This window comes from Novosphingobium sp. B 225, from assembly GCF_002198665.1.
Classification (GTDB): Bacteria; Pseudomonadota; Alphaproteobacteria; order Sphingomonadales; family Sphingomonadaceae; genus Novosphingobium.
This window is the reverse complement of the sequence record NZ_MWLM01000064.1, coordinates 1,407-26,542: the sequence shown is the minus strand read 5'-3', so window position 1 is coordinate 26,542 and position 25,136 is coordinate 1,407. Positions and strand designations below refer to the sequence as shown.

Here is a 25,136-nt window from a genome sequence, read left to right as displayed (position 1 = left end):
CGCCGCTCTTTGACATTGTTGGATTCGCACGGCCCCGGCACAGGGGCAGGCAAAAAACATCTCGCGGCGCGAAAACTCGCCGCGAGGATGTGTTTTATCAACTAACTCAAGGAATATCGTTGTTTTTCAATGCTAGTCAGCGCAGTTTGGGGCACAGAAAAACGCCCTCAACCGGCCAATTGACCACCATCCATCGTGAACAGTGAACCAGTGATCTTGCAAGCCTCGTCACTCGCCAGATAGGCGAACAGCCCGGCAATATGTTCCGGCTCGCACATGCCCTCGGTCAGCTTGGGCGCGTTGCGCATCACCAGCGCCCAGTCGACATCCCCCGGCGGCGGCGGGGCATTGCCCATCGGCGTGTTGACGTGGCCCGGACAGATCGCATTGATGCGGATGCCCTTGCTGGCCCATTCCACCGCCAGCCCCTTGGTAATCGCCGCCACGCCATGCTTCGATGCCGAATAGGCGATGGTATAGGCGATGCCCTGAAGCGCTGCGGTAGAGGCGGTGTTGACAATGCAGCCCTTGCTTTTGACCAGATGCGGATAGGCCGCCTGGCACATCGCGAAGACGCTGGTGGTGTTGATCTTCAGAATGCGTTCGAAGTCATCGAGGCTGAAATCCTGGCTCGGCCCCCATTTGAGCATGCCCGAGACGTTGCAGACCACGTCCAGCCCGTCCGCCGCCGCCGCATCGACCAGCGCTTTGCAACTGGCAAAATCGCTGGCGTCAAACGGCTGCACACGCGGGGGGCTGGCCATCATCGCAGCGGTTTCGGAAAGGCCGACCGCGTTGATATCGCCGATGGTGACCTTGGCCCCCTCAGCCGCAAAGCGGATCGCGGTCGCCCGCCCGATCCCCGATGCCGCCCCGGTGACGAGGACGTTCTTGCCTTCAAATCGGCGCATCACTGTTTCTCCCTGCCTGCAATCAGTACTTGAAGCCGATCGTCAGACCATAGGTCCGGGGATCGGGGAAATAGGCCAGGGTCAGCCCACCAAAACCGGGGCCGAAATCGATGAAGTTCTGGGCATTGCTTTCCTTGGTCACATTCTTGACCCAGGCCGCAATATCGAACTTCGCCCCGCCCACCGAAACATCCGCCAGCGCCGCGCGCAGGTTTATGATGGTGCGGCCCTTGGACTGCGTGGTGGCCGCGACCTGGGTGGTGTAGGGATCACCGACCAGCGCATAGGGGAAGGTGTAGTACTTGCCCACGTGGTTGAGATCGCCGATCAGGCTGAACTTGCCCCAATCGCCGGTCACGACATCCCAGTTGACCCCCAGGTTGGCGGTGAACTTGGGCGTATGCGGGAAGGCCCGGTTGTTGGACACATCGACGCCGCCATCAAGGTAGCTCTTGTACTTGGCGTCAAGCACCGCAATCGAACCGTTGATGGTCAGCGCCGGGATCGGCTTGAGCACGGTTTCCAGCTCCAGCCCCTGGATCCGCGCCTTGGCCGCATTGCGCACTTCGGAAGCGGCGGCTCCCTTGGCGGTGAAGACCGAAAGCTGGATGTCCTTGTGCTCGTCCCAGAAGCCCGCGAGGTTGAGGATCACCTTGCCATCGGCGAGCCGGGCCTTGATCCCGACTTCATAGCTGTCAACCAGCTCGGGCCGATAGGGATTGCACAGCTCGCTCGCCTTGCCCGGCGCGGTAGAGCACGAGAACGGGCTGCCGATCAGGCCCGAAACGTCGGTTTCCCCATTGAACCCGCCCGACTTGTAGCCACGCGCCCAGCGGGCATAGAGATTGACGTCAGGTGATGCTTCATAGGCCAGCGTCACCGCCGGGGTGAACTTGTTGAAGGTCGCATCGGGCGCGCCGCCATAGGGCAGGTTGAACAGCGGGATCACCGGCTTGCCCACCCCGAAGAAGCGGCGAATGTCCTTCTTTTCGTGGGTATAGCGTCCGCCCAGGGTCAGGGTCAGCGGATCGGCCAGCTGGTAATCGATCTGGGCATAGGCGGCATAGGCCTTGGTGTGCCCGCCATAGTCCGATTGCAGCACCGCCGCGCCGGGCGCCGCAACCTGATTGAGGAACCCGAAGAAGAACTGCGGCCCCAACGTTTCCGCCTTTTCGTTGTAGTAGAACCCGCCGAGGACGTACTTCAGCTTGTCATCCATCGCCGAACCGGTGGCCTGCAATTCCTGGCTCCAGGCCCGGAAATCCGACAGGCGCTGGGTAAAGGCCACATCAAGTGGCGAGCCATCGAGATCGAGCGAGTCTTCCCACTTGAGCTTGCGGTAGGCGGTGATCGACTTCAGAGTCACATTACCGAGATCTAGCCCGATCGTCAGCGCATGGCCCATCGAACGGGAATATTCATACAACGGGCTGGCGTTGACACTGCCGGTGGTCTGGCGGGTCTTGCTGGCATAGAGCCCCAGCGGCGCAATCGCGGCCAGGATCGCCGGATCGGTCCACAGATCGTTGAACGATGCCGGATTGTTGCCCAGTACCGAATAGAGCTGGGCAAAGTCCGGCTTCTGACGGTTGCGGCTGTAATCGAAGGTATAATCAATCGTCAGCGGCCCTTCCGGCTTCAGCCGGACCTGCGCCATAAAGCTCTGCCCGTCGACATCGTTGGTCGAGGTGACCGAATTGGGCAGAGCGAGGAAAGCGGCGGGATAGGGGTTGGGGGTGATCTTCACGAACCCGTCACGCTTGGTCAGCTGGCCCGAGAGTTTGACTGAGAGCGGGCCGATTGCGGGCAGATCGAGCACCGCCTTGGCGCGCCAGAAATCGTAATTGCCATAGCTGACTTCGCCGCTGGCGTGCAGTTCGCCGCTGGGCTTCTTGGTCACCAGGTTGATCGCCCCGGCCAGCGCATTGCGGCCATAGAGCGTCCCCTGCGGCCCGCGCAGCACTTCGACCCGCTCCAGATCGGCAATGTCAAAGATCGAACCCTGAACCTTGGCGACATAGACCCCGTCAAGATAGAGCCCCACTGCCGGTTCCCAGGTGATCGCCGGATTGATCGTCACCGAACCGCGGATCGAAATCTGCGCCGCGGTCTTGTTCGAAGGCGCACGTTCGATCTTCACGTTGGGAGAAACCGAACCGAGCCCGTCGATCGAGGTGATCCCGCGCGATTCGAGAAACTTGCTGCCCACCGCCGAAATCGCGATCGGCACGTCCTGGATGTTTTCCGCGCGTTTTTGCGCGGTCACCACGATTTCACCGATCCCGGAATTGTCGCTATTTGCAGCGGCGTCCTGCGCCAGGGCCGGGGCCGCGATCAGTGCGCCAAGCGAAGCCAGCGCGGTGGATGCAAGCAGTCGGGTCATATCCTCTCCTCCCAGAGTGGTGATCCAGCCTTTGTCGGCCAGATTTGCGTAACCGTGATGCCAATCATTTACGCGAACCCATGTTGCGATACAATTGAAAATTGGATAGCGTAGCTCAAATCAAGACAAATTACGCGAAAGGGGGGCGATGCTAACGATTGCACTGGCAGCTGCTGCGGCGTTGCCCACGGCCAGCGAATGTCAGACAGCCGCCACCGATCCCACCGCCGCTTTGGCGCAGAGCATGGGCCTGCAGGGCTATATCTATGGCTTCCCCATGGTCGACCTGCTGAAGCAGCGCTTCAACGAAACCCACCGGACCCGGGCCGATCAACCAGTGGTCGCGCCAGTCAATCAGATCGCGGTCTATCCGCACCTGCTGACCCCGGCGACGCAAGGCCAGTTGCGCGCGCCCAATTCCGACACACTGTACCTCAACGCCTGGCTCGATCTGTCGCACGGTCCCGTGCTGCTGGATGTGCCAGCGCTGGGCGCGCGCTATTACACGCTGGCCTTCATGGACCTCTACGGCAAGCCGCATCATCTTGGCACCCGCACCAACGGTGGCAAGGCGACGAAGTATGCGCTGGTCGGCCCGTCGGGTGGCGAAGTGCCGCCCGGTTATACCGCGTTCCATGTGCCGACCGACACTGCCTGGATGCTCGGCCGCGTGTTGGTAAGCGACCCCGGCGACGAGGCTGCAGCCCAGCGGATCGCGCGTTCGATTCTGATGCAGGGCGCAGCGGGCGAGCCGGTGAGCGATGCCGCGCCGCTGCAGCCGTTTGACAGTCTGGCCTTTTTCACCCTCCTCAATCAGGCGCTGCACAGCGTTCCGGCCACGCCCGGCGAGACCGCCCTGATGGCCCAGTTTGACCGCGCCGGTTTCGGTCCAACGGCCCGGTTCGATCCGGACCAGCTGAGCCCCGCGCAAAAGCTCGGCCTGTCCTGTGCGCTGCGGATCGGGCCAGAAGTGCTGAAAGCCCAGGGGTTCCGCCCCAGCCAGACCACCAACGGCTGGCTGTTGTCCCGCGCGATGGACAACCCGGGCGACGATTTCCTGCTGCGAGCCGAGGCCGCGCGCGGCGGCTATGTCAACGCGCGCGAGGAATCGATTTATCCGGCGGCAATCAAAGACAGCACGGGCCAGTGGCTGACCGGCAGCAAGCGCTATCGGATCCGCTTTGCCAAGGGTCAGCTGCCCCCGGTTAGCGCCTTCTGGTCAATCACCGCCTATACCGCGCAAGGGGTGCAGCTGAGCGAAAACGCGATCCACCGCTACACCATTGGTGACCGCACCAAGGGGCTGAAGTTCGCCGCAGACGGATCGCTCAGCCTGACCCTGTCAAACACCCGCCCGCGTGCGGGCACCTCCAACTGGCTGCCGGTCCCGGCGAGCGGCTTCACGCTTGTCGCCCGGCTGTACCTGCCCCATGCCGCTGCACTCGACGGCAGCTATGCCCTGCCTCCGGTCGAAAGGATCGATTGATGACTGATGCCGCCCTGCCAGATGCTGCTCTTCTGGCCCGGATCGACCGGCTGGAATCGCTCGATGCGATCCGGCAGCTCCCGGCCAAATATGCCCTCGCGCTCGACATGCGCGATATGGACGCGATGGTCAGCCTGTTCCCGGCGGACGTGCGGGTGGGCAAGGACGCCTCGGGCCGGCTCGCCCTGCGCGCCTACATGGACCGCACACTGCGTTCGCCCTTCACCGGCACGTCGCACCACATCGGCGGACATGTGATCGAATTCGACGATCCCGATCATGCCCACGGCGTGGTCTATTCCAAGAACGAGCATGAGACCGGCGATGAATGGGTGATCATGCAGATGATGTATGTCGATGACTATGTCAGAACCGACGGGCGTTGGTTCTTCGCGCGACGTTTGCCGCTGTACTGGTACGCCACCGATCTCAACCAGCCGCCGATTGGTGACAACAAGATGCGCTGGCCGGGAACGGACTGGGCAGAAGGCAATTTCCACAAACTGTTCCCCAGCTACGCCGAATACTGGGCGCGCGAGGGCGATCATGGCGGGCCGGTGGCGGAACCAGCGCCGCTGGACAAATACCTGGAAACCATGCGACGCGGTGCTGCTGCCCCCAAGGTAAAGGTGCGGGCAGACTGACGGGAGATGCAGATGACGCGGATGGGATGGATCGGGCTGGCGGCACTGGGCGCGGTCAGCATGGCAGTGCTGGCGGAAGAACCGGCCAAGCCGGTGTTCAAGTTTCCCCCCGGCTATATCTCCGCCGAAAACGCGCCCGATAGTGCCGCACTGATCCCGCCCGCCCCCGCTGCGAAAAGTGGTGCCGAAGCGCGTGACAAGGCCGCGAGCAAGCTGGCTCTGGCGCAGCATGGCAAGCCGCGCTGGGATGTTGCGACCAGCGACGCCGATCTGTTCAGTGCCAAGGCCACCGGGGCTTTGAGCTGCGCTGCCGGGTTCGAAATCTCGCCCGCCGCCACCCCCGCGCTGGACAAGCTGCTGCGGCGTTCAATCGTCGATTTCGGACTGGCCACCAGCAAGGCCAAAAAGCTTTACAGCCGCGACCGTCCGTTTGAACTGAACAAACAGCCGATCTGCACGCCCGAAGCAGCCAAGCCGTTGGCGGCGGACGGATCCTACCCTTCGGGCCACAGCGCGATCGGGTTCGGCTGGGGCATGGTCCTGGCCCAGCTGGTCCCGGACCGCGCCACGCAAGTGATGGCGCGCGGGCGGGCCTATGGCGAAAGCCGCCGGTTCTGCAACGTCCACTGGCAAGCCGATGTCGAGGAAGGCCGCGTAATCGCCGCCGCTGTGTTCGCCCGTCTGCAAAGCGAACCTGCCTATCAGGCGGATCTGCAAGCCGCGCGCGATGAACTGGCCAAGCCGCGTCAGGCCCCGTCACGCGATTGTGCTGCGGAGGCGGCGGCGCTGGCGGGGGGCTGACCGCCAATTGCATAATCAAGACTTATAGGATCCTCCCCCTCTGGGGGAGGGGAACCATCCGCAGGATGGTGGAAGGGGCGCAACAGATGGCGCGCGGCAGCGTGCAGCCGCGACCCACGGCTTTGCTTGTCAGCCCCCCTCCGTCTCGCTGCGCGAGCCACCTCCCCCTTTGGGGNCCCTCCGTCTCGCTGCGCGAGCCACCTCCCCCAAAGGGGGAGGATCGCTTCAGTCAGACCACGAGTGCTAAAGCTCCGCCAGGAACTCCAGCAACAGCTTATTTACCGGCCCCGGCGCTTCCATCTGCATCATGTGCCCGGCCTTGGGCACCATGGCGATCCGCCGCACGGCCCCGTGGTAGTCGTGGATCGCGGCAAGCGGGTCATCGCCGTGCCAGGCTTCGAGATCGACATCGCGGTCGCTGCCGATGAAGAAATAGGGCTGCGTGGTCTTGTGCCCGCGCCATGCGGCGCGCTGGTGCCAGCGCAGGTCCATTGCCCGGTACCAGTTGAGCCCGCCGGTGAAGCCGGATTTCTCGTAGTCGGCGACGATGGCGTCCATCACTTCTGTTGTCAGCCACGACCACGGCAGCGGCGGCGCTTCGGGCAGGGCCTCGATATAGGGCGTGCCCGGCGGATGTTCCCAGACGTTGAGATAGCGGTATTCGCCCGACAGCGCGTAATAGACCCGCTCCAGGAACTTGCGTGGCTCGGCATTCAGCGCCGCGTCAGCCACACCGGGGGTGCGGAAATAGTCAATGTGGACGAAGTGACTTTTCGCCCAGTCCGCCGCTTCGGCCAGCGGAGTGATGTCGGCGCGGTCGGCATAGAACGGGTTTTCCAGCGCGATGATCGCCCGCACCCGCTCGGGGTGCAAATGCGCAAGGTCGATCACTGCAAAGATGCCGAAGTCTAGCCCGACGAACACCGCCTGTTCCAGCCCCAGATGATCGAGCAACCCGGCCAGATCGCCCGCCGTCTGGAAGCAATCATAGGCTTCGGGCTCGCGCGGTCCCTCGGTCTGCCCCATGCCGCGCATGTCGGGTGCGATCACGCGGTAACCGGCGGCGGACAGTGCCGCGATCTGGTGGTGCCATGAAATCCAGGTGTGCGGGAAGCCGTGGCACAGCACCACCGGAGCGCCCTCCCCCGCCTCGACCCAGTGCGTGCGGATGCCGTTGATCCGGGCGGTGTGGTGGGTCAGGCCGGGCAGGTCCACCGCGCTACATCCGCTGCGATGAGATATTGCCGCCGTCCACCACCAGTTCGGCCGCCGTGATATAGCTGGCTTCGTCCGACAGCAGGAACCGCACCGCGCGCGCCACTTCTTCCGGGGTGCCAAGCCGGGACAGCAGGATGCGGCGTTCGAAGGTGCCTTCGGGCAACAGTTCGACCGTGGGCTTGAGCATCGGGGTCAGGATTTGCCCCGGCGACACCGCGTTGATCCGCACCCCGTCCGTGGCCAACCGGTCCGCCATCGATCGGATCAGGCCGAGCATTCCGCTCTTGCCCGCCGAATAGACCGGGTTGGCCATGTGGCCGAGCGTGGCGTTGATCGAGGCGATCCCGACAATCGCCGAGCCGGGATTGCCCTTGAAATCCGCCAGCAGATCGCGCGTCAGCAGCGCGAGCGGGCGCAGGTGGGTGTTGATCCCGTTCGCCCAGACCTCCTCGGTCAGCCCGTCGAGGGAGCCGGTATCGACGATCCCGGCGCTGTGAACCAAGGCCCCGATGGTCCCCATCGCGGCGCGGCTTTGGGCGATGGCGGCGGCGTAGGCGGCGGGATCACGCAAATCGACCGCCAGGCCCACGGCGGGAACGCCGAATGCGTCGGCAATCGCTTTGGCCTCAGCCCCGGCCTTGGCCGTATTCATATCCCACAGCGCCACGGGCCTGCCCACCGCCGCCAATGCGCGAGCGCAGGCAAGGCCGATGCCGGACGCGCCGCCGGTAATAATCACTCCGGTTGCGGGGGCGTGGAGCGCGGGTTCAAGAGGCTGGGTCATCAGAAGTAATAACTCGCCCCGTTCGCCACCAGCACCGACCCGTTGACGAAGCTGGCGTCATCGCTGGCAAGATAGGCCACCGCCGCCGCGATCTCGCTCGGCTGTGCCATCCGCCCCAGCGGCACGCTGGCTTCCATCGCCTTGATCCATTCATCCGGAATGCCGTGCATGATCGGGGTGTTGGTCGGCCCCGGCGCGACTGCGTTGACGCGGATCTGGCGCGGGGCCAGTTCACGGGCGAGCTGGCGAGTCAGCCCGATCACCGCCGCTTTGCTGGCGACATAGTGTGCGCTGCCCTCGCCCGATTGCGCGCTGGTCGAACTGATGTTGATGATCGCGCCCGGATTGCCGTCCTCGGCCAGCACGCGGGTAAATTCGCGGCAGACATAGAATGTGCCGTTGAGGTTGACTGCGAGCACCCCTGCCCAGCCTTCATCCCCCATGTGGATCAGGTGATCGACCACGATGTCGCTGCTGCCCTGCTCCGCCAGTTCGGCATTGCGGCGGCCCATGGCTTCGTAAAACGCGTCCGACCCGTCACCATCGGCGCGGCCGGTCCCGGCATTGTTGACCGCGATGTCGAGCCGCCCGAACGCTGCGCGCGCCGCGCGGATGCAGCGGGCAACGTCAGCGCTATCGGCGACGTTGCATTGCAGCCCAAGCTCTGCCCCGCTGGCCTTGGCGGCGGCTTCATCCATGTCGAGCGCAGCCACGCGCGCGCCGTCCTCCGTCAGCCGCTGGACAATCGCCTGCCCGATCCCGCGCCCCGCGCCAGTCACCACGGCGGCGCGGCCTGCCAGTTTCCCGCTCATGCGTTCGCTCCCGTCATGTCCTGCGCGGCGATATAGCCAAATGTCATCGCCGGGCCGATCGTTACCCCTGCCCCCGGATAGCTTTCCCCCATGGCCGATGCCGCGCTGTTGCCGATCGCATAGAGCCCGGCAATCGGCGTACCGTCCTTGCCCAGCACCCGCGCCTTGGCGTCGGTCTTCAGTCCGCCATTGGTGCCAATATCGCCGGGATAGATCGGCAGGGCATAGAACGGCCCCTTGTCCAGCGGGCGCAGGCAGGGATTGGGGGCCTGGCTGGGATCGCCGTACATCTTGTCATAGGCGGCCTCACCCCGGTGGAAATCCGGATCCTCGCCCCGGGCGGCGTGTTCATTGAACCGGGCAATGGTGGCGGACAGCGCGGTGGGATTGACCCCGATCTTGCGTGCCAGTGCCTCGACCGTGCCCGCCTTTTTCAGGATCGAACGCGTGCGCGGCCCCAGCGCAAAGTCTGGCCAGCCGGGATAGACCGGCCCCATCGGGAACTTGCCGCGATAAGTCGCGTCGAACACCATCCAACTGGGGCTCGCATCCTGATGTTCGGCATGGCGCCGCGCCATCTGCTGGCCGGTGATGTGATAGCTCGCCGCTTCGTTGAGATAGCGCTGGCCCGACTGGTTGACCATGATGCAGCCCGGCAGTGCGCGTTCGATCGTGCACAGCCGCCCGCGATCCTCGCCCGGCACATAGAATACCGGCGCGGCCCAGGTGCTCTGCATGTTCAGCGTTTCCGCCCCCGCCGCAATCCCGGCGCGGATCCCGTCGCCGGTGTTGCCGCTGGTCCCGCCCGAATAGAGCGCGGTGGGATACATCGGCGCGAATTCGTCACGCATCGCCTGGTTCTTGTCAAAGCCCCCGGCGGCCAGCACCACACCTTTGCGGGCACCGATCCGCACGGTCTTGCCCTGGTGACGGGCGATGATTCCCACCACCTTGCCCTGTTCACGCACCAGCTCCTGCATCCCGCAATCGAGCCACAGCGGCACGTTCCGGGCGTTGAGCGCCAGCCGCAGCCCGCCCGCCAGCGCATTGCCCAGGGTCAGTCGCCGATCCTTGCGCGATTTCAGACGGAAGGGCAGGTCCAGCCAATAGCGCGCCAGCGATTTGGCAAGACGCGTGACCCAGCCCTTGGCCCGATAGAGCAGGATGTAAGTTTCATCGAAATGCCAGTTGAGATAGCCGAACAGGCTGGCCGCAGGTGAAGCGAAGCGCAGCGTTTCCACGTCTTTGCCCAGCGGCTTGCCGTCCAGCGGCAAGGGCATGTGAGTGCGAAACCCGGTGGGCGATCCGCCCGGGTTTTCGGCGTGATAATCGGGATAGGGAAACGCCATGTACTGGATCGCGGTGTTGGCCATCAGCCAGCGCAGCATCGGCGCAGCATTGCTGACAAAGGCACGGATGTTTTCATCCGGCACATTGCTGGCCGAAAGACCCCGGACATAAGTGAAGGCATCGTCCAGATTGTCTTCAAACCCGGCCTCTTTCGCCACATCGCTGCCCGGGATCCAGATCCCCGCGCCGCTGGTGGCAGAGGTTCCGCCCCACAGCTGTTCCTTTTCGATCACCAGCACATCGGCGTGGCGCTCTGCCGCAGCCAGGGCGCAGAGCATCCCGCCTGCGCCAGAGCCGACCACCAGTACATCGACTTCCTTGTCCCACAGCGTGCTCATCGAATTCATTCTTCCACCAGATAGAACTGCGGCTGCCGTCGCTCGGCAATCACCGCGTTGCGGTTTGAAAAGCCCGGCTCCAGCGCTTCGGGCTGCGGAATGATCCAGTATTCGCCGCGTTCGACCGCGTCGAGCACGAGCGGCGCAAATTGATCGCCGGTCAGGCCATGCTCGTCGAGCAGCTGGGTCATCATCGTATGGAACTGCGCCGCGCTGCCCGGCGGGGGTTCGCGGAAAATGCCGGACTTGACCGGGCCGGGCGCGAGCAGCGACACTTCGATCCTGCTTTTGATCAGTTTAAGTTCGCCCGCCAGACTTTCGGTCAAGGCCACGGCGGCGAACTTGGTGCTGGTATAGGGCGCCATCAGCGGACTCGGCAGGAACCCGCCAACCGAGGCGGTGTTGATGATCCGCGCAGGCCGGTCTGCCGCCAGCAGGCGCGGCACAAAGGCGCGAATGCCGTTGACGATCCCGCCAATGTTGACATCGAGCGAACGCTGCCACGTCTCTGGACTGATTTCCCAGATGAACCCGGTGGACAGCACCCCGGCGTTGTTGAACAGCAGATCGACCTGCCCGTGCGCGGCATAGGTCGCTTCGGCCAGCGCCTCGCATGACGCCGGGTCAGTTACATCGCACGCGATCGCCATGGCAGCCGCGCCGATCCCGTCTGCCACCTCTTGCACACCAGCCAGATCACGGTCCGCCAGCACCACCTGCATCCCGCGCCGCGCGGCTTCGCGCGCCAGCCCTGCACCGATCCCGCCCGCCGCGCCGGTGATGACGGCCACGCATTTGTCAGACATGCTCGGCCATCCTCAAGCCATCGAGCCCGCGCACCGCGACGCCCAGTTCCTGCAGCAGCGGCAGGCTGCGCACCACCCGGCCCGACAGATCTTCCGCCGGACGCCAGCTAAGCTGCAGCGCAGCTTCGGCCATCGCTTCAACCGGCTCGATATGATCGCGTTCGTCCCAGCCACCAACTTTCACTGCACCTTCGCTGGCAACCGCACCCACCGGGGCCAGCGAATTGGCTGCGGTCCCGCTGCCTGCCAGTTCCACCGCCCAACCCGCGGTCAGCCGGTCAAGCGCGGCCTTGCTGGTTCCGTAGAGCGCGGCATGGCCGTTGTGCTGGAATTCAAAACTGCGCGACGAACGGTCCCACGGGGCCGGTGCGGGCAGATCGGCAGTGGCACTCGAAATGTTTACGATCCAGCCTTGTCCAGCCGCTTTCATGCCAGGATAGACCAGTTGCGACAGCCGCTGCGGGGCATAGACGTTCATCTGCATCGCCAGCTGCAAGTGCCGCAGCGGCGCATCCCAGATCGGCGGGAAGCGGGACCAGGCGGCGTTGTTGACCAGCACGGTCGGTGCGCCGAACGCAGCGGTGGATTCGGCAACGATCCGTTCCAGATCCTCGTCGCGCGACAGATCGCCTTGAACGGGCAAGCACTCGCCCCCGGCAGCCCGGATCGTCTCGGCAACCTCACGCAGCGAACCGGGCAGCTGATCCCCCGGATCAAGCGTGCGGGCAACCAGCGCTACCCGTGCCCCTTCAGCAGCAAAGCGGCGGGCAATTGCCGCGCCAATCCCCCGGCTCGCGCCGGTGATGATCGCGGCCTTTCCGTCCAGCAGGCGCTGCGCTCGATCCATCATCCGAACTGCACCGCCACATCGGCCACGGCATTGGCAACGTCATTACGTCGATAGCCGAGCAGCGCCACTTCGGCCGGATCGGGATTGACCCGCACCCAGTTGCCGCGCCCTTGCGGGATCGCGACATCGGGTAGCAGCGGCATTTCGGCGTCGCGTTCTTCCACCTGAACTTCGCTGCCCACAGCATTGAAAAACAACTGGAAATAGTCCCGGAACGAAAGATTCTCGTCGCCCACAAGATAGGCTGCGCCGGGTTCCCCGCGCAGCAGCGCGCCTTCGATTGCCTCGCTCAAGGACCGGAACGACATGAAATTGGTGCCGCCGGTGGGCGCATAGGGTTCGATCGGGATCAGTCCCTTGGCCCACTGGACATAGGGGTCAAAGATCTGGCTGGGCAGCCCCGGCACCGATCCAACCATGAACGGCGCGTTGACGCTGACCACATCGAACCCCGGTGCGCCCTGGGCGCGGGCGCCTTCGCAAGCGGCCTTGCGCGAGCGGATATAGCCGTTGTGTTCCAGCAGATCGGGGCTGGCCTGATGATAGTACGATCCCAGCTGCACCGCGCGCCTGACCCCGGCCTGACGGCAGGCGGCGAAGAAGGCCGGGACCATTTCGTGGTTGGCCCTGATCAGGAATTCCGCAAAGTCCGCCCCCTGCGGCACATGGCGCGGATCGTTACCGGCGGCGAAGACCACCCAGTCAAATCCTGCCAATTTGTCCGGCGTGTAATCGCCCGCCACGTAGTCACCCTGCACGAACGGCATCGCCGCCATCGGCGTGGCCGGGTTGGCGGGATTGCGTCCGCCGATCGACACCTCGTGCCCTTGCGCCGCCAGATGGATCGCGGCGTGGCCGCCAAGTGCGCCGGTGCCGCCTACTACCAGAACTTTCATGCTGAAACCTCCTTGCCGGCGCGCGCGGCAGCAACTGCTTTGGCACCATAAATCTGTTCGACCATGCCGGTCAGGTCCGGGCTGCGGCGCAGCGAGCTTCCGCCATCTGCGGCCAGGAATTGCCCCGTCACCCAGGCGCTTTCCGGCCCGGCCAGAAAGCGCACCGCGCCGGCCACATCTTCCGGCTCACCCAGCCGTCCCAGCGGATATTCGGGCAGAAACGGATCAAGCGCGCCCGGTGCGGCAAAGGCCGCTTCGGTGCTGTGGGCGCGGGTCATCCCGGGGCGCACCGCGTTGACACGGATTCCGGCCGAACCAAGCTCGTCCGCGGCTGAACGCACCAGTCCTTCAAGCCCTGCTTTGGCAATGTGATAGGTCGCAAGGTACGGAAAGCTCAGCTGCGCGGTGACCGAAGACGTGCATATGATCGACCCGCCCGGCCGCATCAGCGGCGCAGCATGGCGGATGACATGGAACGCGCTCAGCAGGTTGAGCTCCAGGTCAGCGCGCAACGTGTCTGCATCAAGCATCATCAAAGGCTTGAACGCCGCTCCGCCGACCGTGGTAAACGCAATATCGAGCCGGTCAGCGATCCCGTAGGCCTGCGCCAGCGCGGCCTTGACCGCCGGTTCATCGCAGCAATCGCCAGTGATGCAGTGGATTTCCGCTCCGGGCACTGCCGCCCCGATCCCGCCTGCAACTTGCATCAGCCCCTCCGCCCGCCGCGCCATCAGCACCAGCCGCGCGCCATCGCGTGCCAGTGCGGTTGCGCATGCGCTCGCAATCGCCCCGGTCGCGCCGGTGACGAATGCGGTCATGCCCGCCAGCGCGCTCATCCCACGGCCTTGGGGGTGACGGGGCAGACCTCTTCCCAATCGACGATCAATGTCCGGTGGGTAAAGCGCCATTCGCCAGCCACACGCCGCCAGCTATCCTGATAGCGGATCGCCCAGCTGAGCACGGCGTCCTGATCCTTGAGCAAGTGATCGGCAGTGCAATAGGTCTCGCCGCTCGCCTGATCGCCCGCCACTGTGGCGACCACCTGATGCACCCGGTGCTGGGTCGCGCGGAACATCTGGCCCAGCATGTCGATCGACCCCAGATTGGCCTCGCGCCCGCTGATCGAAAAGCCCGGCCCCTCGATCACGCAGTCATCGGCCAGCACGGCATTCCACAGCGCCTTGTCCTTGCGGTCAGCGCCCTGGGCATAAAGATCCGCGCAGCGGCGCAGCGCTTCGGCGTCGCTCATGACCAGGACTCCGGCATTTCGATCCCGTTGCCGCTGATCAAGGGCGTATTGGTCCACTGCCCGTCGGGCGTGCGAACCCAGCCCGCCGCTGCCAGCGCCCCGCCATCTACGTGGATCGTGGTCCCGGTGACCCAGACCGCCAGATCGCTGGCCAGATACAACGCCGCCCCGGCGCAGTCCGATGGCTTGCCGAACCGGCCGAGCGGGATCCACTTGTCTTCATTCACGCGGTTCTTGGCCGGGATCACGTAGTCAATCGCGACTTGCGGGGTATCGGTGGTTTCCGGCGCGATGCAGTTGATGCGGATGCCGTGCGGGGCCAGCTCAAGGCTCAGGCTCATGGTAAAGCCGGTCACCCCGGCTTTGCACGCGCCATACGCAACGCAGTTGGGCACCCCCCGGAATGCCTCGATCGAGGTGATCGAGATGATGCTTGATCCCGGCCCTGCTGCCTTCAGGTGCGGGATCATCGCCTTGGTCACGCGCATCACCTGGCCCAGGTTGGTCGCGACCACACGGTCCTCATCGGCGTCGCTCATCGTCTCGTAAGGGCCGATTACCAGGAAATCCCCGACATTGTTGACCAGCACGTCCAGCTTGCCGAATTCCGCCCCGACCCGCTGGGCGAGCGCGGCGACATCGCCAGCCACTGTCACGTCGCCATCGATCACCGTCATACTCGGCAATGCCGCGCGCAGATCAGCGGCGCGGTCAGCGCGGTGTTCGATCGTCATCACCCGTGCGCCCGCGCCGTGAAACGCCTCTATAATCGCGCGGCCAATCCCGACCCCGCCGCCGGTGACCAGAACCGTCTTGCCCGTGAAATCCAGCATCGGCCCTCTCCCAAAGGCAGTTTCACCCGGTTCAGGGCAGGTAGAGCTGCACGGCTTTTCCGCCATCCACCGGCAGCGCTGCGCCGGTGATGTAGCTCGCTTCATCTGACAGCATGAAGGCGATCGCATTGGCCACTTCGCGCGGGCGCGCGCCGCGCTTCATCGGGATTGCCTCGGTCGTCTTCTGGCCCTGCTCGCCCGCCTTATCGAGGTAATCCTCGGTCGCGGCGGTCAGGATCATGCCGGGGATCACGGTGTTGACGCGAACATTGGCCGGGGCCCCTTCCATCGCCGCCACCGCCGTAAACTGGATCAGGGCGGCCTTCGATGCCGAATAGCTCGACATATAGGGCGCGGCCTTGATCCCGTTGGTTGAGGCGATGTTGACGATCGAGCCGCTGCCTTGCTGCATCATCGTCTTCATCGCCGCGCGGGTGCCAGTGAACACGGCATCGGCGTTGACGGCAAAGTCCTTGCGCCAGTGCTCCATCGTCAGCTTGGTGATCGGCGCGTAGTGGACGCTCATCGCGTTGTTCACCAGCATGTCGATTCGCCCATGGCGCTTGACGATATCTTCAATCAGCGCAGTGAACGCCGCTTCGTCCGACACGTCGAGTTGGTGCGCTTCAAAGGCGCCAAGGCCGGACAGTGCGGCGCTGGCTTCATCCAGTTTTTCCTGACGGCGACCGCAGATCGCCACGATCGCGCCGCGTTCGAGCAGCAGCTGGGCTGTCGCAAAACCAATCCCGTCGCTGCCGCCGGTGACCAGCGCCACCTTACCTTCCATGTCCCGACTCACAATCTGCATCCTTATCCCTATGCTTCGACGCATTTTGTGGTTATAGTGGGGTCAATGTCAACGCCATGCGTAACAGTGGCGGCATCAAATTACGTGTTTTGGGAGAGAGCATGTCCGAACTGGCAGGCAAGGTAGCGGTGGTGACCGGCGCGGGACAAGGCGTTGGACAGGGCATTGCACTGGCCTTTTCCGCCGCCGGGGCCGCAGTCGTGGTGGCCGGGCGCACGCTTGAAAAAGTTGAAGCGACAGCAGCAGCGATTCGCGCGCATGGCGGGAAAGCGCTGGCCCTGGCCTGCAACGTCAAGGACGCGAGCGATCTGGCCGCACTGGTAGAACAAGCCGCGGCGCAGTTCGGCGGGATCGATATTCTGGTCAACAACGCGCAGGAAGTGCCGCTGGGCAAGCTGATGGACGTCAGCGACGAGGCGTTTGTCGCCGGGTTCGAAAGCGGCCCGCTCGCCAGCTTCCGGCTGATGAAGCTGGTCCAACCGCACATGGCCGCGCGCGGCGGCGGGACGATCATCAACCTGGCGAGCAGCGCGGGCATTCGCTGGGACATGACTGGTTACGGTGCCTATGCCGCCGTCAAACAGGCGGTGCGCGCGCTGACCCGCGCGGGTGCCGCCGAATGGGGCGCGGACAAGATCCGCGTGCTGACTGTCGCCCCCCACGCCGAATCGCCGGGCCTCAAATGGTGGGTCGAGAACAACCCGGACGAGGCCAAGGCCTTCTTCCGCACTATCCCGCTTGGCCGGATCGGCCGGCTGGAGGAAGACATCGGCCGCGCGGTGGTAGCGCTGTGCAGTGAGAGCATGGCCTATCTGACCGGCGCGACCATCCCGCTTGACGGCGGGCAGGCGAATTTTGACTGATGGAAAAGGTTATCGCCGCGCTGTGGGCCGGGCCCGATCAGGATCGTGAGGGCTTCAACGCCCGCCTCCGCGCCGAATTGCCCGTTGCACTGACCGCCGCCGGGGCCACCCGGATCCGGCTCAACCTGCGCGACGCCGATGTCGATCCCGCCGCAGCGCTGGTCCAGCGCTGGCAGGCCCCGCAGCAGGATGCGATTGTCCAGTTCTGGCTCCCCAGCGCCAATGCGATCTTCCGGGGACCCGCCGATGCCGTCCTTTCCGCGCACTGTCACCGTTTCGCCGCGTGGCTGGTGGCGGAATCGACGATCATTCCCAACACCGCCTATGTCCCCGCCGCCGGGACACGCACCTGGGGCTGGTCGCAAGCGAGCTTCATCTCGTTCCGCCTCGACTTGCCCCGGCAGGATGCGATTGCGGTCTGGCACAGCCACCACACCCGCGTGGCCATCGATACCCAGTCCAACTTTGAGTATGTCCAGAACCTGGTGGTCCGCCCGCTGACCGATGACGCCCCGGGCTATGACGCCTTTGTCGAGGAATGCTTCCCCGCCGCAGCGATGACCAATCCGCAGGCGTTTTATGACGCAGTTGGCAACGATGCGAAGTTTCAGGCCAATCTGGCAACAATGATGGACAGCTGCGGGCGCTTCATCGACTTTTCCCGGATTGACATCATCCCTACCAGCCAGTTCGATTGTTGAGGCAGCCCATGAACATGATGCAGCAGCTAACCAGTCGTGCCCCCGCCCCGGTCTATGCCGGGCCATCGCAAGTCGCCCGCGAATCGAGCTTTCCCCCGCGCGTGATCGCCCGGATAGTGACGCCCGATGCCTTGGTGCAGGTGCTGGAATGGGAATGGCCCGAGGCGGCCGAGCACACCATTGTCGAACAGGACCTGATGCTCGAGCAATTGCTTCCGCCCTTCGCCAATGGCGCGGCAGCGGCTTTTCCTACGATCGCGCCGGGGACCAATTGCCACATCGGCACGCTGTTCCTGCGCTACCCCGGGGTGGCGATCAAGACGCTGTCTCAAGGCGGCCTGACGCGGATGCTGCGCGTGACCTTCAGCGAGGCGAAGAAGGCGCAGATCCTGAAAGGGCGGCATGTCCCGTCACTCGCCATGATGCAGACGCTGATGAACCTGCGGGTCGAAGCAATCCGCACCGTGATGCGGCTGCTGCTGCGCGAGGCGGACAATGCCGAGCTTGGATCCCCCGCTGCCGCCACGGCACTGGTCAAACTGCTGGAAATCGAACTGGTCCGATTGCTCGATCAGGACCTCGAGCCCAAGGCCGGGGGGCGGCTCGCCCCCTGGCAGTTCAAGCGCGTGCGCGAACGACTTGAGGCCGGCGGCGAACGGCCGAGCGTGTCGGAGCTGGCAGCATTGTGCGGGATTTCGGTGCGGCACCTCCATCGCCAGTTCCTGAATCTGACCGGCGTGACCATATCCGACTATGTCGAAACGCATCTGGTCAATCGCGCCAAGACCATGCTCACCACTACCTCGATGACGATCAAGCAGATCGCGCTCGCCGCCGGGTTTGAACACGCCAACAGCTTTTCGCGCACATTCCGCCGGGCGAGTGGAATGACACCGATGCAGTATCGGCAACTCAAGGCCGGGAAGCGGGCAATCACGAACTAGGTATTGCTCCAGGCGCGCCAGAATGAACAAAATCGGACACGTCTGATCGTTTGCGCAGAGACATGGGGCCATGTTACCACCGCTTCGCAAGCAGATTCGGCCAATAACCGATCATTGCGTAACTGAAGCGGCTGAAACATCCGCAGATTGCATGTAAAACGCACACAAAGGTACGCTTTGTGACCTTATCCGGGAGAGAACGAATGGGTAATGGCAAGGTAGCGCTCGTCACCGGGGCAAGTCGGGGCGCCGGGGCAGGCGTTGCTCGCGGTCTGGGCGAACTGGGTTATACCGTTTACGTCACCGGCCGCACGATCACGCCGGGCGATGCCAAAGGTTGGGATGGCTCTGTCTTGCCCGGCACGGTTGCAGAAACTGCCCAGCAGGTCACACAACGTGGCGGCAAGGGGATTCCGGTCGTCTGCGACCATGCGGACGACGCGCAAGTCGCTGCGCTGTTTGAGCAGATCATGGCCGAGCAGGGTCGGCTCGATGTGCTGGTCAATAACGCCGCCTATATCCACCACCAGCTGATCGAAAAGAAGCCGTTCTGGGAAAAGGAACTGGACGCGCAGCATATCCTCGATGTCGGATTGCGCAGCGCCTATGTCGCCAGCTGGCACGCGGCGCGGATCATGGTGCCGCAAGGAAGCGGGATTATCGCCATGACCAGTTCTTTCGGTGCCAGCTGCTATATGCACGGCCCCGCCTATGGTGCGCAAAAGGCCGGGCTCGACAAGCTGGCGCATGACATGGAGCATGACCTGCGCGGCACCGGCGTAGTCGCCGTTTCCATCTGGCTCGGCCCGCAAGTGACTGAACGGGCGCTGATCGCCAAAGACGTCAACCCGGAACAGTACGAAGGCTTCATGGCCATGGCCGAGAATCCCGAATTCACCGGCCACATTATCGACGCGATCGACAAGGCCCCGAACCGTGACGAACTTTCGGGCCAGACCCTGATCGGCGCCGAAGTGGCAATCGAGCTGGGCGTGCAGGACCGCGGCAAGGACCGCCCGTCGCACCGTGAAATGCTGGGCAGCCCCCGGCCCAAGAACCCGGCGGCGGTGTACTGACGCGATGGCGCAGCAGTTCCACCTTGCCGATCTGTTCGAAACCGTCGCGGCGACCGTGCCCGACCGGCTGGCGGTGATTGGTGACAACGAGCGTTATACCTATGCCGAACTGAACGCGCGCGCTGACCGGCTGGCGGCGGGCCTTGCCGCGCACGGCGTAGGGCGCGGGGACAGTGTCGGGCTCTATATGTACAACAGCCCGGCCTATCTGGAGAGCTTCATCGCTGCCTGCAAGCTGGGTGCGGTCCCGTATAACGTCAATTACCGCTACCGCGCAGAAGAGCTGCGCTATCTGTTCACCAATGCTGACAGCGCGGCGATCATCCACGGCGCCGAATTTTCGCCAATCGTGCGCGAACTGCGCGCCGCTGTGCCGACCCTTAAGGTAACGGTCGCGGTCGATGATGGTTCGGACGAGGATGCCGCCGGTTCGGTCCCCTATGCCGATCTGTTGGCCCACGCACCCAGCGGGTCGTGGCCGCGGAGCGAGCAGGACTATCTGCTGTGCTATACCGGCGGCACCACGGGTATGCCCAAGGGCGTGATGTGGCCGCACCGGGCGTTCTTCTTCGCCTGCGCAGGCGGCGCGGGCTATTTCAATCCGCACGGCCCCGCGCAGGCCCCGCAGGATATTGAGAGCCGCGCCCGCGATGGCTATCCGCTCAAGATGTTCCCGTTGGCCCCGCTAATGCACATGGCGGCGATGTGGGCGGTCTGGGGCGGCTTGCTCAATGGTCTGACCATCCTGGTCGATCAGGGCCGCGCCTTCGATCCCGAACGGATGCTCGATACCGCCGCGCGCGAAGGGGCGAACCTGATCCAGTTCGTGGGCGATGCGATGGCCACCCCGCTCCGCGATTGCCTGCGCGCCAATCCGGGGCGCTGGAACCTGGCCAGCGTGGTCAATCTGGGTTCGGGCGGTGCGGTATTCTCGCAGCATCTCAAGGACGATCTCAAGGCTCTGGTCCCCAGTGCCGGGATCACCGATGGCATGGGCACGTCCGAAACCGGCGTATCGGGTATGGCGGAAAAGAGCGCCGACGGAATGATGCGGCTGCCGGCGAATGCCAATCAGCAGGTGGTTGTGGATGACCGGCTGGGCGCGGTGGGCGAAACCGGCTTTGTCGCGCGCACGGGCAACACCCCGATCGGCTATTACGGAGATCCGGTGAAGACCGCCGAGACCTTCGTTACGATTGATGGCACGCTGTGGGCCGTATCGGGCGATGCGGCGCGGCTTGACGATGACGGGTTCATGACCGTTTTCGGTCGCGGTTCGACCTGCATCAACACCGGCGGCGAAAAAGTGTTCCCCGAGGAAGTCGAGGAAGCGCTGCGTACCCACCCGGCGGTGTTTGATGCGGTGGTGGCAGGTCAGAAGGATGAACGCTGGGGCGAACGCGTGATCGGCGTCGTCTCGCTCCGCCCGGGCCAGAGCCAACCCGCACTGGACGAAGTCAAAACCCACCTTGCCCCGTTGCTGGCGGGCTACAAGGTACCCAAGGCGCTGGTCTGGGTCGACGAAGTCAAGCGCAGTCCGGCGGGCAAGCAGGACTATCGCTGGGCCAAGGAACTGGCGGGGCAAGCGGCATGACCGAGCAAGTCGATCCGATCTTCGCGGCGATCACCGCCCCCGGCCAGCCCTTTGCGATTCAGGAGCGTGCCGGGCTGCGCCAGTTCGTCAATATGCCGGCCGATCTCAACCAGCTGATCGATGCAGCGCGGCGGCACGGTGACAAGACTTTCATCGTCGAAGGCGATCGGCGTCTGACTTTCGAACAGGTCTTCGCCTGGCGCGATCAACTGGTCCCGCTGCTCAAGATCAAGCATGGCGACCGCGTGGCGATTTGCATGCGCAACCGCACCGAATGGATCATCGCCTTCCTGGCCACGGTCAAGGCAGGCGGGATTGCCGCGCTGATGAACAGCCGCGGCTCGCCCGCGGAACTGGTGGCGATGATCGACGACGTCACCCCCGCGCTGGTAATCGCCGACAGCGAGCGGGCCGACCTGATCCGCCAGGGCGGCTATACCGGCGCGATCTATGATCTGACCAATCCGCCAGAGCACATCCCCGAAGGGCATCTCGAAGACGTGGATCCGACGCCCTGTGCGCCGCTTGATCCCGCCGCGATCCTTTTCACCAGCGGCACTACCGGCCGGGTCAAGGGCGCGGTACTGACGCATCGCAGCCTGACTACCGGCCTGCTTTCAATGCAGCTTTCAGGCGTGATGGTGCTGCACAACTGGGCGCAGAAACTGGGGATGAGCCCCGAGGCGCTGATGGCGCAAATGCCACAGCAGGCGGTGCTGCTGGTCTATCCGCTGTTCCACATTTCCGGCCTTGGCTCCGCGTTCCTGTCGCCGCTGTTCGCCGGATCCAAGGTGGTGATCATGCGCCGCTGGGATGCGCAGGATGCTGCGCGAATCATCAAGGACGAACAGATCACGATGTTCACCGGTGTTCCCACCATGCTGTGGGACCTGCTGCACAATGCCAAGCTGGCCGACGCCGATCTGTCGACCCTGCGCAACATCGCTTCGGGTGGACAGGCGCTGCCGGTCAACCTGCTGGATGAAATTCGCGAGGTCTGCCCGCAGGCGGCAATGGGCACCGGTTATGGAATGACCGAATGCTCCGGCGCGATCGCCCAGGCCGTGGGCGAGGATTTCGTCCGCAAGAAGGCCTCGGCCGGGCGCGTGCTGCCGCTGGTCGATGTGCGGATCGAAGGGCCGGACGGCACGGTGCTGCCGCGCGGTGAAGCGGGTGAGATCGTGGTGCGCGGCGCACAGATCATGGCCGGATACTGGAACAAGCCCGAGGATACCGCAGCCGTGCTTTCCGCTGACGGCTGGCTCAAGACCGGGGATGTCGGGCTGGTGGACGAGGAAGGCTATGTCTTCATCGTTGACCGGACCAAGGACATGGTCATTTCCGGCGGCGAGAACATCTATTGCGCCGAGGTGGAGCGGGTGCTGGGTGAATTGCCCGGTGTAACCGAATGCGCCGCCTTCGGCATTCCGGACGAGCGGCTGGGCGAATTGCTGGTCACCGTGGTGGTGGCCCAGGGCCTGACCGAAGCCCAGATCAAGGACGAAGTCGGCACTCGCCTGGCCCGTTACAAGGCACCGGGCCGCGTCGCTTTCGCCACCGAAGCCCTGCCCCGCAACCACGTGGGCAAGATCGACAAACGCGCATTGCGTGAGGCCTGGCCCGCGCTGATCGGAGAGAAATGACCATGGGCTATCCCACGGATATCAAAGTAATCGACTGCATGCTGGGCATTCCCGAGGCGGAAGACCGCAGCGACTGGTTCACCAGCTTTCGCCCGCTGATCAAGGACGCGCAGACACTGCAGCAGTTCTCGATGCCTGCGCAGTACATGTTCAAGGACGTGCCGCAGACCGGACACGCCGATGATTACGTCAAGTGGACGGTCGAACAGATGGACCGTTTCAACATCGACAAGGCGCTGATCGGCTGGAACGAAAACGCCACCAGTTACCGCGCCAAGGAGATGTTCGGCGACCGGTTCTTCTTCGATCTGCCGTGCGATCCCAACAAGGGCGTCGATGAAGTGCGCCGGATCAAGCGGATCCACCAGGAAGTGGGCCTGTCCGCTATCAGCGTGTTCCCCAGCGGCACGCTGCCTCAAGTCGCGATCAACCACAAATACATGTTCCCGCTCTACACTGCGGCAGCGGAACTGGGCATTCCGATCTGCCTGAACGTCGGCATTCCGGGTCCGCGTATCCCGATGGAAACCCAGAAGGTTGAGCATCTGGACGAGATTTGCTGGTTCTTCCCGGACCTGAAGATCGTGATGCGCCACGGTGCCGAACCGTGGGAAGCGCTGGCGGTGAAGCTGATGCTGAAGTGGCCGAACCTGTATTATTCGACCAGCGCCTTTGCCCCCAAGCATTACCCCAAGGCGATCATCGATTATGCCAACACCCGCGGCAGCGACAAGATCATCTACGCGGGCTATTTCCCGATGGGTCTCAGCCTCGACCGCATCTTCGGCGACATGCCGCAGGTGCCGTTCAAGGATGAAGTATGGCCCAAGTTCCTGAGAGAAAACGCCATCAAGGTGTTCGGTCTTTAAATAGACAAGGTGAGGAGAAGGGAGCCGGGAAGTCTGCTCCCTCGTTTGATCCCGGCCCGGTGAGACAACCCCCCGGCCCGGCCCTCCCGACAAGGGAGGAGAAGCAAGGAGACTGTCCATGTCCAATGCTGAAAACCGTCCCGCCGGCGATGCCCGTACCGCGCCTGTCGCGGTTTGGGCCGTGCTTGAGAAACTGAAGGGTCAGGACCTGATTGACTGGCGCAAGGCCCCGGTAAACGACCGGTCCTCGATCGCGGAACGCAATCTCGATATCGGCTTCCCGTTTGGCTGGTATCCGGTCGATCTCTCGGTCGATCTCGAAGTCGGCGAAGTGAAACCGCTGCGCTATTTCTCGAAGGACCTTGCCATGTGGCGGGGCGAGGATGGCCAGGTCCGGATCATAGATGCCTGGTGCAAGCACATGGGCGCGCACATGGGCCATGGCGGCAAGGTGCACGGCAACTTGCTGGAATGCCCGTTCCATGCCTGGCGCTATGACGGCGAGGAAGGGATCGTGAAAGAGATCCCCTATTCCAAGTCGATCCCGCCGCAGGTCAAGCGCAAGTGCACCCGCACCTGGCACGTGACCGAGGCTAACCGCTGGATCTGGGTGTGGTATCACCCGCAGGACATTGCCCCGCTGTGGGACGTCGTCCACCTGCCCGAAGCCAGCGATCCGGAATGGACCGAATACGACGTGTTCGAATGGAACGTCTATGGCTCGGTCCAGAACATGGCCGAAAACGGCGTGGACGTGGCGCACTTCAAATATATTCACGGCACCGCAAATGTGCCCTTGGGCGAACTGCGCTGGGGCGAATGGGGCCGCGGCGCGGATGTCCATGCCAAGATGGGCACCCCTTGGGGCGAAGTCGATGGTTCGATCTGCTATGACACCATGGGCCCGGGGCAGAGCTGGACACGGTTTACCGGCATCTCCGAAACATTGCTGGTCGCCTGCATCACGCCGGTCGAGCTGGACCATGTCCACGTGCGGTTCTGCTTCACCCAGCCCAAGAGCCAGGCGAACGGTGAACGCGCCGGGGTAGCCAAGGCGATCATCCGCGACATCTGCAAGCAGTTCGATCAGGACAAGGTCGTCTGGGACCGGATGAGATACGAACCCAATGCCCTGATCTGCGAAGGCGACGGCCCGATCGCGCAATTCCGCAAGTTTTACGCGCGGTACTATGTGGCCGAGGGTGGCGACAATGTGACCCCACTGAAGGCTGCGGGCTAAGGCAATACGATCCTCCCCCTCTGGGGGAGGTGCCGAG

The 25,136-nt window shown here is 64.0% G+C and carries 24 protein-coding genes; 11 read left to right on the top strand and 13 right to left on the bottom strand.

From position 1 onward, the window contains the following. Window positions 1-167: 167 nt before the first annotated feature. Window positions 168-911, bottom strand: coding sequence for an SDR family NAD(P)-dependent oxidoreductase (locus MNBBLIKP_RS12625; RefSeq protein WP_088310618.1), 744 nt, complete (start codon window positions 909-911; stop codon window positions 168-170). Window positions 912-933: 22 nt separating this feature from the next. Then, complete coding sequence (locus MNBBLIKP_RS12620; protein WP_088310617.1) at window positions 934-3,294, bottom strand: TonB-dependent receptor; 2,361 nt, start codon at window positions 3,292-3,294, stop codon at window positions 934-936. A 148-nt stretch (window positions 3,295-3,442) separates the two neighbouring features. Between MNBBLIKP_RS12620 and MNBBLIKP_RS12615 the strand changes: the two genes are divergently transcribed. Genes MNBBLIKP_RS12615 through MNBBLIKP_RS12605 form a run of 3 tightly spaced genes read left to right on the top strand, consistent with a single transcriptional unit; the run spans window position 3,443 to window position 6,225 of the window. Beyond that, the gene (locus tag MNBBLIKP_RS12615) at window positions 3,443-4,780 is read left to right on the top strand and encodes a DUF1254 domain-containing protein (RefSeq protein ID WP_088310616.1); all 1,338 of its coding nucleotides are present in this window, start codon (window positions 3,443-3,445) and stop codon (window positions 4,778-4,780) included. After that, a complete protein-coding gene (locus tag MNBBLIKP_RS12610) occupies window positions 4,780-5,424 on the top strand; it encodes a nuclear transport factor 2 family protein (RefSeq protein ID WP_088310615.1) in 645 nt (214 codons plus the stop codon). The genes MNBBLIKP_RS12615 and MNBBLIKP_RS12610 overlap by 1 nt, the downstream gene beginning before the upstream one ends. A 12-nt stretch (window positions 5,425-5,436) precedes the next feature. Next, a complete protein-coding gene (locus MNBBLIKP_RS12605; protein ID WP_176399765.1) occupies window positions 5,437-6,225 on the top strand; it encodes an acid phosphatase in 789 nt (262 codons plus the stop codon). A gap of 243 nt (window positions 6,226-6,468) precedes the next feature. On the opposite strand, the gene MNBBLIKP_RS12600 is transcribed toward MNBBLIKP_RS12605, so the two are convergent. The 11 genes from MNBBLIKP_RS12600 to MNBBLIKP_RS12550 are packed head-to-tail and all read right to left on the bottom strand — an operon-like array spanning window position 6,469 to window position 16,160. Beyond that, window positions 6,469-7,440 (bottom strand): alpha/beta fold hydrolase, encoded by a 972-nt coding sequence (locus MNBBLIKP_RS12600; protein WP_254913036.1) that lies wholly within the window; start codon window positions 7,438-7,440, stop codon window positions 6,469-6,471. A gap of 4 nt (window positions 7,441-7,444) precedes the next feature. Continuing rightward, window positions 7,445-8,227, bottom strand: coding sequence for an SDR family NAD(P)-dependent oxidoreductase (locus tag MNBBLIKP_RS12595; RefSeq protein ID WP_088310613.1), 783 nt, complete (start codon window positions 8,225-8,227; stop codon window positions 7,445-7,447). Beyond that, window positions 8,227-9,039: an SDR family NAD(P)-dependent oxidoreductase gene (locus MNBBLIKP_RS12590; protein ID WP_088310612.1), complete on the bottom strand. Its 813-nt coding sequence runs from the start codon at window positions 9,037-9,039 to the stop codon at window positions 8,227-8,229. Before MNBBLIKP_RS12590 ends, MNBBLIKP_RS12595 begins: the two co-directional genes overlap by 1 nt. Continuing rightward, window positions 9,036-10,727, bottom strand: a complete 1,692-nt coding sequence (locus tag MNBBLIKP_RS12585; RefSeq protein ID WP_088310611.1) for an FAD-dependent oxidoreductase — start codon at window positions 10,725-10,727, stop codon at window positions 9,036-9,038. The genes MNBBLIKP_RS12590 and MNBBLIKP_RS12585 overlap by 4 nt, the downstream gene beginning before the upstream one ends. A gap of 5 nt (window positions 10,728-10,732) precedes the next feature. After that, window positions 10,733-11,533: an SDR family oxidoreductase gene (locus MNBBLIKP_RS12580; protein ID WP_088310610.1), complete on the bottom strand. Its 801-nt coding sequence runs from the start codon at window positions 11,531-11,533 to the stop codon at window positions 10,733-10,735. Next, window positions 11,526-12,383 (bottom strand): SDR family NAD(P)-dependent oxidoreductase, encoded by an 858-nt coding sequence (locus MNBBLIKP_RS12575; RefSeq protein ID WP_254913035.1) that lies wholly within the window; start codon window positions 12,381-12,383, stop codon window positions 11,526-11,528. Before MNBBLIKP_RS12575 ends, MNBBLIKP_RS12580 begins: the two co-directional genes overlap by 8 nt. Further along, window positions 12,380-13,279, bottom strand: a complete 900-nt coding sequence (locus tag MNBBLIKP_RS12570; RefSeq protein ID WP_088310608.1) for an NAD-dependent epimerase/dehydratase family protein — start codon at window positions 13,277-13,279, stop codon at window positions 12,380-12,382. The genes MNBBLIKP_RS12575 and MNBBLIKP_RS12570 overlap by 4 nt, the downstream gene beginning before the upstream one ends. After that, complete coding sequence (locus MNBBLIKP_RS12565) at window positions 13,276-14,115, bottom strand: SDR family NAD(P)-dependent oxidoreductase (protein WP_088310607.1); 840 nt, start codon at window positions 14,113-14,115, stop codon at window positions 13,276-13,278. The genes MNBBLIKP_RS12570 and MNBBLIKP_RS12565 overlap by 4 nt, the downstream gene beginning before the upstream one ends. Then, window positions 14,112-14,528 carry a nuclear transport factor 2 family protein gene (locus tag MNBBLIKP_RS12560; RefSeq protein ID WP_088310606.1) on the bottom strand — a complete coding sequence of 139 codons (417 nt, stop codon included), beginning with the start codon at window positions 14,526-14,528 and terminating at the stop codon, window positions 14,112-14,114. The genes MNBBLIKP_RS12565 and MNBBLIKP_RS12560 overlap by 4 nt, the downstream gene beginning before the upstream one ends. After that, window positions 14,525-15,361, bottom strand: coding sequence for an SDR family NAD(P)-dependent oxidoreductase (locus tag MNBBLIKP_RS12555; RefSeq protein WP_088310605.1), 837 nt, complete (start codon window positions 15,359-15,361; stop codon window positions 14,525-14,527). Before MNBBLIKP_RS12555 ends, MNBBLIKP_RS12560 begins: the two co-directional genes overlap by 4 nt. 31 nt (window positions 15,362-15,392) lie before the next feature. Continuing rightward, on the bottom strand, window positions 15,393-16,160 hold the full coding sequence (locus MNBBLIKP_RS12550) for an SDR family NAD(P)-dependent oxidoreductase (RefSeq protein ID WP_176399764.1): 768 nt from the start codon (window positions 16,158-16,160) through the stop codon (window positions 15,393-15,395). A gap of 110 nt (window positions 16,161-16,270) precedes the next feature. Between MNBBLIKP_RS12550 and MNBBLIKP_RS12545 the strand changes: the two genes are divergently transcribed. The 8 genes from MNBBLIKP_RS12545 to MNBBLIKP_RS12510 all read left to right on the top strand — a co-directional run bounded on the left by MNBBLIKP_RS12545 (window position 16,271) and on the right by MNBBLIKP_RS12510 (window position 25,099). Then, window positions 16,271-17,032, top strand: coding sequence for an SDR family NAD(P)-dependent oxidoreductase (locus MNBBLIKP_RS12545; protein WP_088310603.1), 762 nt, complete (start codon window positions 16,271-16,273; stop codon window positions 17,030-17,032). After that, on the top strand, window positions 17,032-17,733 hold the full coding sequence (locus MNBBLIKP_RS12540) for an EthD domain-containing protein (protein WP_088310602.1): 702 nt from the start codon (window positions 17,032-17,034) through the stop codon (window positions 17,731-17,733). The genes MNBBLIKP_RS12545 and MNBBLIKP_RS12540 overlap by 1 nt, the downstream gene beginning before the upstream one ends. Before the next feature lie 14 nt (window positions 17,734-17,747). Then, window positions 17,748-18,677, top strand: a complete 930-nt coding sequence (locus MNBBLIKP_RS12535) for a helix-turn-helix transcriptional regulator (RefSeq protein WP_176399763.1) — start codon at window positions 17,748-17,750, stop codon at window positions 18,675-18,677. Between the two features lie 203 nt (window positions 18,678-18,880). Beyond that, the gene (locus MNBBLIKP_RS12530; RefSeq protein ID WP_088310600.1) at window positions 18,881-19,753 is read left to right on the top strand and encodes an SDR family NAD(P)-dependent oxidoreductase; all 873 of its coding nucleotides are present in this window, start codon (window positions 18,881-18,883) and stop codon (window positions 19,751-19,753) included. Window positions 19,754-19,757: 4 nt separating this feature from the next. Next, on the top strand, window positions 19,758-21,347 hold the full coding sequence (locus MNBBLIKP_RS12525; RefSeq protein WP_088310599.1) for an AMP-binding protein: 1,590 nt from the start codon (window positions 19,758-19,760) through the stop codon (window positions 21,345-21,347). After that, complete coding sequence (locus tag MNBBLIKP_RS12520; RefSeq protein ID WP_088310598.1) at window positions 21,344-22,990, top strand: class I adenylate-forming enzyme family protein; 1,647 nt, start codon at window positions 21,344-21,346, stop codon at window positions 22,988-22,990. The genes MNBBLIKP_RS12525 and MNBBLIKP_RS12520 overlap by 4 nt, the downstream gene beginning before the upstream one ends. Further along, on the top strand, window positions 22,987-23,859 hold the full coding sequence (locus MNBBLIKP_RS12515; RefSeq protein ID WP_369678917.1) for an amidohydrolase family protein: 873 nt from the start codon (window positions 22,987-22,989) through the stop codon (window positions 23,857-23,859). The genes MNBBLIKP_RS12520 and MNBBLIKP_RS12515 overlap by 4 nt, the downstream gene beginning before the upstream one ends. A 118-nt stretch (window positions 23,860-23,977) precedes the next feature. After that, window positions 23,978-25,099 (top strand): Rieske 2Fe-2S domain-containing protein, encoded by a 1,122-nt coding sequence (locus MNBBLIKP_RS12510; protein WP_176399762.1) that lies wholly within the window; start codon window positions 23,978-23,980, stop codon window positions 25,097-25,099. The last annotated feature ends 37 nt before the right edge of the window (window positions 25,100-25,136 follow it).

What these genes read in the sequence shown, in the direction of transcription:
- MNBBLIKP_RS12510 (WP_176399762.1), top strand. Translation starts at nt 23,978, where the DNA reads ATGTCCAATGCTGAAAACCGTCCCGCCGGCGATGCCCGTACCGCGCCT.
- MNBBLIKP_RS12625 (WP_088310618.1), bottom strand. Translation starts at nt 911, where the DNA reads ATGCGCCGATTTGAAGGCAAGAACGTCCTCGTCACCGGGGCGGCATCG.
- MNBBLIKP_RS12610 (WP_088310615.1), top strand. Translation starts at nt 4,780, where the DNA reads ATGACTGATGCCGCCCTGCCAGATGCTGCTCTTCTGGCCCGGATCGAC.
- MNBBLIKP_RS12615 (WP_088310616.1), top strand. Translation starts at nt 3,443, where the DNA reads ATGCTAACGATTGCACTGGCAGCTGCTGCGGCGTTGCCCACGGCCAGC.
- MNBBLIKP_RS12560 (WP_088310606.1), bottom strand. Translation starts at nt 14,528, where the DNA reads ATGAGCGACGCCGAAGCGCTGCGCCGCTGCGCGGATCTTTATGCCCAG.
- MNBBLIKP_RS12565 (WP_088310607.1), bottom strand. Translation starts at nt 14,115, where the DNA reads ATGAGCGCGCTGGCGGGCATGACCGCATTCGTCACCGGCGCGACCGGG.
- MNBBLIKP_RS12520 (WP_088310598.1), top strand. Translation starts at nt 21,344, where the DNA reads ATGACCGAGCAAGTCGATCCGATCTTCGCGGCGATCACCGCCCCCGGC.
- MNBBLIKP_RS12570 (WP_088310608.1), bottom strand. Translation starts at nt 13,279, where the DNA reads ATGAAAGTTCTGGTAGTAGGCGGCACCGGCGCACTTGGCGGCCACGCC.
- MNBBLIKP_RS12590 (WP_088310612.1), bottom strand. Translation starts at nt 9,039, where the DNA reads ATGAGCGGGAAACTGGCAGGCCGCGCCGCCGTGGTGACTGGCGCGGGG.
- MNBBLIKP_RS12555 (WP_088310605.1), bottom strand. Translation starts at nt 15,361, where the DNA reads ATGCTGGATTTCACGGGCAAGACGGTTCTGGTCACCGGCGGCGGGGTC.
- MNBBLIKP_RS12620 (WP_088310617.1), bottom strand. Translation starts at nt 3,294, where the DNA reads ATGACCCGACTGCTTGCATCCACCGCGCTGGCTTCGCTTGGCGCACTG.
- MNBBLIKP_RS12585 (WP_088310611.1), bottom strand. Translation starts at nt 10,727, where the DNA reads ATGAGCACGCTGTGGGACAAGGAAGTCGATGTACTGGTGGTCGGCTCT.
- MNBBLIKP_RS12580 (WP_088310610.1), bottom strand. Translation starts at nt 11,533, where the DNA reads ATGTCTGACAAATGCGTGGCCGTCATCACCGGCGCGGCGGGCGGGATC.
- MNBBLIKP_RS12515 (WP_369678917.1), top strand. Translation starts at nt 22,987, where the DNA reads ATGACCATGGGCTATCCCACGGATATCAAAGTAATCGACTGCATGCTG.
- MNBBLIKP_RS12605 (WP_176399765.1), top strand. Translation starts at nt 5,437, where the DNA reads ATGACGCGGATGGGATGGATCGGGCTGGCGGCACTGGGCGCGGTCAGC.
- MNBBLIKP_RS12530 (WP_088310600.1), top strand. Translation starts at nt 18,881, where the DNA reads ATGGGTAATGGCAAGGTAGCGCTCGTCACCGGGGCAAGTCGGGGCGCC.
- MNBBLIKP_RS12595 (WP_088310613.1), bottom strand. Translation starts at nt 8,227, where the DNA reads ATGACCCAGCCTCTTGAACCCGCGCTCCACGCCCCCGCAACCGGAGTG.
- MNBBLIKP_RS12525 (WP_088310599.1), top strand. Translation starts at nt 19,758, where the DNA reads ATGGCGCAGCAGTTCCACCTTGCCGATCTGTTCGAAACCGTCGCGGCG.
- MNBBLIKP_RS12535 (WP_176399763.1), top strand. Translation starts at nt 17,748, where the DNA reads ATGATGCAGCAGCTAACCAGTCGTGCCCCCGCCCCGGTCTATGCCGGG.
- MNBBLIKP_RS12540 (WP_088310602.1), top strand. Translation starts at nt 17,032, where the DNA reads ATGGAAAAGGTTATCGCCGCGCTGTGGGCCGGGCCCGATCAGGATCGT.
- MNBBLIKP_RS12575 (WP_254913035.1), bottom strand. Translation starts at nt 12,383, where the DNA reads ATGATGGATCGAGCGCAGCGCCTGCTGGACGGAAAGGCCGCGATCATC.
- MNBBLIKP_RS12545 (WP_088310603.1), top strand. Translation starts at nt 16,271, where the DNA reads ATGTCCGAACTGGCAGGCAAGGTAGCGGTGGTGACCGGCGCGGGACAA.